This window comes from Martelella limonii (assembly GCF_013344475.1).
In the GTDB taxonomy this organism is placed as follows: domain Bacteria; phylum Pseudomonadota; class Alphaproteobacteria; order Rhizobiales; family Rhizobiaceae; genus Martelella; species Martelella limonii.
On record NZ_JABUOU010000013.1, the window covers coordinates 47,024 to 54,382 of the forward strand.

Here is a 7,359-nt window from a genome sequence, read left to right on the forward strand (position 1 = left end):
CGGATCGAGCCCTCTTGAAGCAAGGGCCTCGGTCAGATGAGGACAAGGCGCGATGCCGCACCAATTCCCGACGCGGATTGACCGATCTGTCCCGATCATCCTATCCGCCCGTCGAGGCCGCCTGCCGTGTGCTGGACATCCTGAAGATCGTCAATGAAATGCGCATTGCGACGATCAACGGGATTCACGAAATGTCGGGAATTCCGAAGTCGACGGTCGTCCGCATGCTGGAAACCCTCATGGCGCAAGGCTATGTGGCGCGCGACAACATGTGCGGCGGCTACCGCGTCACACACAATGTGCAATATCTCTCGTCAGGCTATGACCGGGTCAGCCGGGTCATCGAGATTGCCCGTCCATTTGCGATTGATCTCACCCGCAGGATCAACTGGCCCATCGGGCTCGGCGTTCCAGATGGTGACGCTATCGCAATCCAGTTCTGGACCGGAACCATCAGTCCCTGGGCGCACACGAACACGGTTCTTGGCCTCAGGCCCGAATTCTATGATTCGGCAATGGGACGGGCCTATATGGCGCACTGCAACGAGGAGCAGCGGGAGAGCCGGATACAGCAGCTTCGCCGCGATCCGGAGCTCAATTTCACCGAGCAATCGGAACGTGCCTTCCGTGCCGTTCTCGACCGTATCCGTGCCGACGGCTATGCGATCAGGAACCCCAAGACGCCGCCATTCCGCACGCTTACGATCGGCATGCCCTTGCGGGACGGCAACGAAGTCGCCGCACTTGTGTCGCTCAGCATTTACCGTAGCTCGATCAAGTCGCAATTGCTGCAGGAAGAGGTGATCGTCCCCCTGAAAGCCATGATCGGCAAGATCGAGGCGGCCCTTGCCTTCATGGACTCCGAGACCTTCATGAACCCGGAGGCCCTCGACACCCTTCATGAAACCGAACTTGGTTTCTAGAATCTCGACGTCGGGGTTTATCGAATGAGAGCGCCATGCGTTCGGATGGGACACATGGCGCTCTTGATTTATCCGTATCAGAAGGACAGTCCTTCATCGCAATCCGAGAACCCCCGCCGCAGGCACAGGGGCTCGTCGAGCCTCACGCGTCGTCGAGGTTCGGATTGGTGGCGGGGGTTCCACCTTCAAACCAGTTCTCGAACAGACGGCTTTCCACGAGCCAGCCATCGTCGCCGTCGCGCACCATCTTGTCGGTCATGTAGGCAATCTGGATTGGCGGATGGGTTGGAAGCACCGGCTTTCCGTCTGCTGCGTAGAGCATCAGGAACCAGTGGCACGTCACGCGGTCCGCACTCTCGGGCAAGGCCTGAAAGTTCGTCACCGAATGGACCACGGTGCGGGCGCCCCTGTCTTCGCGCCATTTGTAAAAGGCGCGTATTTTCTCACGCCCTCGGTAGCTCGCGGCCGGGCCGATAAACGCGCCGTCCTTCGTGAAATAATCCGGCGCGTTCCGTCCCCAATTCGTGTCCACATCATGCCAATAGTCTACGACCAGAGCATACAGCTCCTGCGTCAGTAAAAGCCGATCGCTCGAGATCTTCATCCAGGATTCTCTCTGTTTGAATGATTGGTAATGCCGCCATAGGCTAGCGTGCGGGGACGTGGAAGGCGATGATTTTCACACGCCAATCGGCTCTTGAATTCAATGATTTCATTGAGAGAAATCATTGAATTTTCGATGTGAAAATCAAAAGATTGCCTGTCCTCATCGCTGGCGCTGATTTAGCCTTGTCGAGTCTGAAGGGAGCTTTTGGATGTCAGAGATACGTGCGCCACTTGTCGATGCGCATTTTCACACCTGGAGGATCGGTCATCCGCTGACGGGCTCAGCCTGGCATGCCCCGCCGACTGATGCGCCGATCGACCGGTTCCTTTCGCTCATGGACAAGCACAACGTGATTTTCGGCGTCGTGGCGGCGGCGTCGATTTTCGGCGAGTACAACGATTATGTCAGGTCGGCGATCAGGGCGCACAAGCGATTGCGGGCAACGGCGGTCCTGTCGCCGAACACGGACATCCGGCAGATGGAGCAGATGAAAGCCGAGGGCTTTGTCGGCGTGCGGCTGATGTGGGCCTTCAACGACACCAATCCTGATCTCGACAGCGCCGAATACCGCCTGTTCCTGCGCCGGATCGCGGACCTCGACTGGCACATTCACCTCGTCGCCAAGCCGGACAGCTTCGTTCCTGCGATCAGGGCTGTCGAGAAGGCAGGCGTGCGGCTGGTCATCGACCATATGGGCGACCTGAAAACGCGCGATCAGCTGGAAGGGCCGGCTTTCCGCGAAATCCTCGCCGCCGTCGACCGTGGCAACACCTGGGTCAAGGTATCCTGCAGGTTCCGCTTCGAGGGGCCGTCCGAGGCTGACCCCTTCGCTGAAAAGCTGCTCGAGGTTGCCGGCGGAGACCGCCTGCTTTGGGGAAGTGACTGGCCGTTTGCAGCCTTCGAACATCAGATGACCTACGAACAGGCGCTCGCAGATTACTACCACATCGTGCCGGATCCGGAGATGCGCCGGCGTATCGATGAAACGGCGCTGCGCTTCTATTTCACCTGATGCAATCAGCCGATAGGCGGGCTGAACTCCTTCAGGGCCGCGATCGCCGCGGTCCTCAAGAAACCATGGTCGCTTTGGGTCAGGAAACAGCTTGCTCCGCGCCCCGCCATGTTTTCGGCGTCCTGCCTGTCCGCGCACAGCATGATGATCGGCAGGCCGACCTTTCTGGCCGCCTGCATGATCGGGTCAACGATGTTCATCGTCTCGTCCGACGACATCGATGACGCGCCGATGGCCGCAGTCAGATCCCCGCGCCCGATGAAGATGGCGTCAAGCCCTTCGACTTGCACGATCCGGTCGATATGGTCGAGGGCATCGATGTCTTCGATCATCGCGACGACAGCTATTTCGTCATCCTGCTGGCGCTTGTGATCTTCAAACGATACGCTCCCAAAGGCGCCGGCGCGTGTGGTGTTGGCAAAGCCGCGCTTGCCGGACGCGTATCGACATGCCGCTACTACTGCCTCTGCGGTCGCCACATCGGCGACGTGCGGCACCAGAACACCGGAAGCGCCGCAATCAAGAACGGTCAGGATAGCGTCCGGCCGGGCGGATGGCACGCGCACGATGCCGGCGATGTTCGACGCGCGGGCGGCGAGGATCATCATGTCGAGGTGTGAGGCGGTGAGCGGCGCATGTTCCTGATCGAATACGACGAAATCGAAGCCAATCGACCCGAGCATTTCCGTCGCATGTGTCGTGGGCGTCTTTATGAACGTGCCGAGCATGTGTTCATGCGCGACAAGGCGCCTGCGAAAATCATGAAAGGAAGGGCGTTGGCCGGCCATGGCGCGATTCTCCTATTCTCGTCCATGAGAATACCTAGGCCAAACCGCCATCGCTGCATCGCGCCCGTTGGCACAATTTCTCCTGCCGAAATAGGTTCGATTGGCTTCAGCCGGCATCGAACGGTGCTGTTAAATAGCCGGGCATAACGGAGGACGTTCATGGCCAAGGAAAACGAAAAAATCATCATCACCTGTGCGATCACGGGCGGAATTCACACCCCGACGATGTCAGATGCGCTTCCCTGCACGCCTGACGAGATTGCCGAACAATCCATAGCAGCGGCCGAGGCCGGAGCCTCCATCCTGCATCTGCATGCCCGCGTTCCCGAAACGGGCCAGCCGTCGCCAGATCCGGCGATTTTCAAACAATTCCTGGGCCGCATCAAGCAGTCGACGGACGCAGTCATCAATATCACAACCGGCGGCGGCATGAAGATGACGCTCGAGGAGCGCCTTGCCGCGCCTTTGGATGCGAGCCCGGAAATGTGTTCCTTGAACATGGGTTCCATAAACTTCGGAATTTTCGGGATGGCGGACCGCTACAAGTCATGGAAGCATTCCTGGGAGGAGCCCTATCTTCGCCAGACCACGGACTATATCTTCCGGAATACGTTTCTCGATATCGAACGTGTCATCAAGGAACTCGGCGAAACCCACGGCACCCGCTTCGAACATGAGTGCTACGATGTCGGCCACCTTTACAATCTCGCTCATTTCGTGGATCGGGGACTGATCAAGCCCCCGTTTTTCCTGCAGTTGATCTTCGGGATCCTGGGCGGCATCGGAGCAGACATGCGCAATCTGATGTTCATGAAGGAAACGGCCGATCGGCTGTTTGGTGATGATTACCGTTGGTCGGTGCTGGCCGCCGGTCGTCACCAGATGCCCTTCGGCGTACAGGCGGCTTCGCTCGGCGGAAACATCCGCGTCGGCCTGGAAGACAGCCTGTACATCAGCCGTGGACGTCTCGCCAAGAGCAATGCGGAACAGGTCCTGAAAATCCGCCGCCTGATCGAGGAACTGGGGCACGAAGTCGCCACGCCGGCCGAGACGCGCACGATACTCCACCTGAAAGGTGGAGATCAGGTAGCATTCTGATGAAGCTGAGGAATACGAGATGAAAATGTTCGACCTGACAGGAAAAGTCGCGGTTGTCACGGGTGGCAATGGCGGGATTGGCCTCGGCATGGCCCATGGACTGGCCCGGGCCGGCGCAGATATCGTAATCGCCGCCCGCAACCCGGACAAGAACGCCGCGGCTCTGGAGCAGCTTCGTGGAGAAGGCATTCGCGCCGAAGCCATCGCGACCGATATCCGCGATCCGCAGGCCTGCCGCGCGCTGATCGAAAACACGGTGGAAACGCTCGGACGGGTCGACATTCTCGTCAACAACTCCGGCATCAATCACCTGAAACTGCCGCAGGATTTCTCGCTCGAGGAGTTTCGCGACGTCATTGATACCAACCTGACGGCCGCGTTCCTGCTGAGCCAGGCCGTTTACCCGCATTTCCTGAGCCAAGGCGGCGGCAAGATCATCAATGTCGCCTCCATTGCAGCGAACCAGGCCGGGCCCGTCGGCGTTGCCTATTCGCCGTCGAAGGCTGGTCTCGTTCAAATGACCAAGGTGCTGGCGGTCGCCTGGGCCAAAGACAACATTCAGGTCAATGCCATCTTGCCGGGTTGGATAGAAACGCCGCTGTCGATCAGGTCGAGAGCGGAAATTACCGGACTTCACGAGGCCGTTGTCGCCCGGACGCCTGCGGGACGATGGGGGTCCGCCGAAGACTTTGCCGGGGCGGCAGTGTATTTCGCGAGCGCCGCCGCCAATTTCGCCAACGGATCGACCCTTGTGATCGACGGGGGCTACTCCTCAAAAATCTGAGGCATATTCGTGCCAACCCGACAGCAGGAAGCGTGCCCATGGACCGCGTAGAGCGCGTTCTCTCCGACTTGTCTCCTGATATCGTCATCAGAGATCAAGACGTTGTTTCCGGTTATGCCACCGATTTTCGTCGCCAATATGAAGGGCGTGCCCGGGCCGTCCTTCGTCCGAGAAACACAGGCGAGGTCCAGGAAATCGTGCGCTCCTGTGCCAGCCACGGAGTCGGTCTGGTGCCCCAGGGCGGGAACACCAGCTACTGTGCGGCCGCGACGCCCGACAGGGATGGGAGCGAACTGCTGCTCAGCCTTGAAAGAATGACGCGGGTGCGGGAAATCGATCCGTTGAACCTTTCGGTCACCGTCGATGCCGGCATTATCCTCGGGGATTTGCAGCGGGCCGTCGACGACGTGGAACTCATGTTTCCCCTTGCGCTCGGCTCCCATCAATCGTGCAGGATCGGGGGCAACTTGTCCACCAATGCGGGTGGGGTCAACGTCGTGCGTTATGGCATGACGCGCGATCTGGTGCTGGGCCTTGAGGTCGTCCTGCCCGACGGCACGCTCTTCAGCGAGCTTGGCCCCTTGCGGAAAAACAATACCGGCTATGACGTCAAACAGCTCTTCATCGGAGCCGAGGGAACGCTCGGCGTCATTACCGGCGCCTCCTTCAAGCTTGCACGCAAGCCCCGCCAGATTGTCACGGCGATGCTCGCAGCGCCGGAGATCGCCAGCCTCGGCTCCATGCTCGAATCGGCTCAGACCTGGACGGGCGGAGCTGTCACGTCTTTTGAATTTATCTCCCGCGCTTCTCAGGAATTGCTCAAGCGCGCTGATCCGGCCCTGCGTCATCCCCTTCCAGAGACATGCGATCATCTTGTCCTGATGGAGGTCGCAACACCCTCTCCGGTGCTCGACATGGAGGAGGCGATGAATGGTCTCTTCGGAGAGCTTCTCGCGCGAGAATTGATCCTCGACGGAACCATTGCGGCGAGCGAGCAGCAGCGAGTTGACCTCTGGCGTTGGCGCGAAGGCATTCCCGAAGCTGAAGTTCACCTCGGTGGCTCGGTCAAGCATGACATTGCGGTCAGGACATCGCGCCTTGGGGCCTTCATCGAAGCTGCTAGCGCGCTGGTCAGGGAAGAAGCGCAGGACGCAATCCTTTCGATTTACGGTCACGTCGGCGACGGAAACGTCCATCTCAACGTTCTTGCGCCGTCGAAGGCGGCAACCGCTGAATTCAAGCAGAGCTTTGCCGATCGCGTTTCGCCGAAACTCTACGAACTGGCCTCTGAAATGGGGGGGACATTCAGCGCCGAATACGGGATCGGCCGCATTCATATTGACCGCCTCTCCAGATACGGCGCTCCTGGCAAGGTCCAGCTCATGCACGCCATCAAGCGGGCGCTTGATCCCTCCGCAATCATGAATCCCGGCAAGGTGGTCCCGGCGGCACAGTGATGTTACCGAAACCTGATCCTGAGATATCGGAGGATGGCCCATCGTGACGTGTTCGATCACCTCTCTCGGTTTTAGCGCTCGCAGTGAGCGAACGCGCCCTTTGTGGAGTCACGCCACGAAAGTGTTGGATTTGTTAGACTTTTGAGAACATACGCGGAATGTTGGTTCGCTCGGGCGTTCAGTTTTCCATTTTTTCAGCTTTAAGAGATTCATAGAGCGCTGTCTTGCCGATTTCCAAGCGCGCAGCAGCCGACCGCACATCGAGCCCTGCCGCCGCCCGTCACCGCGTTTTCGAACCTGTTGCGGCCGGTGAGCCGGCGGGCGGCGACGGCAGATTTGAGGGCCTGACGTGTGCGCCAACAACCGGCCCATGCCGATTTGGCGCGAACGAGATCTTCAAGTTATTTCAGAGCGATACCGGCCGAGAAGGCAGCATCAACTTTGGTCAGATCGCCCCCGCGCGGGTGGGCCGAAGCTGGCAGGGGCGCGGTGATCGCGGCGGTTCTGGCGTGTGGTGAGGCGTGGTAGACCATGGCGGTGAGGCTAATCGGCATGAGCAGTTCATGCCAGCGTTTTATGACACAACCGCACGGCTTGTCTCTCTGGTGTTTAGATCGATAATCTTGCATTATCGTTCTAAACTGTCATTATAATGAAAACCCACGCTCTGAGGCCGTTCATGACCGAAAA

Annotated in this window: 8 protein-coding genes; 5 read left to right on the plus strand and 3 right to left on the minus strand. The window is 59.1% G+C overall.

The window, feature by feature from the left end; all coding sequences use genetic code 11:
- The first annotated feature begins 77 nt into the window (after positions 1 to 77).
- Positions 78 to 923 carry an IclR family transcriptional regulator domain-containing protein gene (locus HPQ62_RS19735; RefSeq protein ID WP_174804314.1) on the plus strand — a complete coding sequence of 282 codons (846 nt, stop codon included), beginning with the start codon at positions 78 to 80 and terminating at the stop codon, positions 921 to 923.
- A gap of 142 nt (positions 924 to 1,065) precedes the next feature.
- On the opposite strand, the gene HPQ62_RS19740 is transcribed toward HPQ62_RS19735, so the two are convergent.
- A complete protein-coding gene (locus HPQ62_RS19740; protein WP_174804315.1) occupies positions 1,066 to 1,527 on the minus strand; it encodes a nuclear transport factor 2 family protein in 462 nt (153 codons plus the stop codon).
- A 211-nt stretch (positions 1,528 to 1,738) separates the two neighbouring features.
- Here HPQ62_RS19740 and HPQ62_RS19745 point away from each other — a divergent pair, with 211 nt between their 5' ends.
- Positions 1,739 to 2,542, plus strand: coding sequence for an amidohydrolase family protein (locus HPQ62_RS19745; protein ID WP_174804316.1), 804 nt, complete (start codon positions 1,739 to 1,741; stop codon positions 2,540 to 2,542).
- Between the two features lie 5 nt (positions 2,543 to 2,547).
- Here HPQ62_RS19745 and HPQ62_RS19750 read toward each other — a convergent pair whose 3' ends face one another.
- The gene (locus tag HPQ62_RS19750) at positions 2,548 to 3,330 is read right to left on the minus strand and encodes an HpcH/HpaI aldolase family protein (RefSeq protein ID WP_174804317.1); all 783 of its coding nucleotides are present in this window, start codon (positions 3,328 to 3,330) and stop codon (positions 2,548 to 2,550) included.
- 159 nt (positions 3,331 to 3,489) lie between these two features.
- Between HPQ62_RS19750 and kce the strand changes: the two genes are divergently transcribed.
- Genes kce through HPQ62_RS19765 form a run of 3 tightly spaced genes read left to right on the plus strand, consistent with a single transcriptional unit; the run spans position 3,490 to position 6,669 of the window.
- Positions 3,490 to 4,428 (plus strand): 3,5-dioxohexanoate:acetyl-CoA acetone transferase, encoded by a 939-nt coding sequence (kce, locus tag HPQ62_RS19755; protein WP_174804318.1) that lies wholly within the window; start codon positions 3,490 to 3,492, stop codon positions 4,426 to 4,428.
- A gap of 19 nt (positions 4,429 to 4,447) precedes the next feature.
- Complete coding sequence (locus HPQ62_RS19760) at positions 4,448 to 5,212, plus strand: SDR family NAD(P)-dependent oxidoreductase (RefSeq protein WP_174804319.1); 765 nt, start codon at positions 4,448 to 4,450, stop codon at positions 5,210 to 5,212.
- A gap of 38 nt (positions 5,213 to 5,250) precedes the next feature.
- Entirely contained in the window at positions 5,251 to 6,669 is a 1,419-nt protein-coding gene (locus HPQ62_RS19765) for an FAD-binding oxidoreductase (RefSeq protein ID WP_174804320.1), read from the plus strand.
- Positions 6,670 to 7,070: 401 nt separating this feature from the next.
- Here HPQ62_RS19765 and HPQ62_RS19770 read toward each other — a convergent pair whose 3' ends face one another.
- Complete coding sequence (locus HPQ62_RS19770) at positions 7,071 to 7,223, minus strand: hypothetical protein (RefSeq protein ID WP_174804321.1); 153 nt, start codon at positions 7,221 to 7,223, stop codon at positions 7,071 to 7,073.
- Positions 7,224 to 7,359 lie beyond the last annotated feature (136 nt).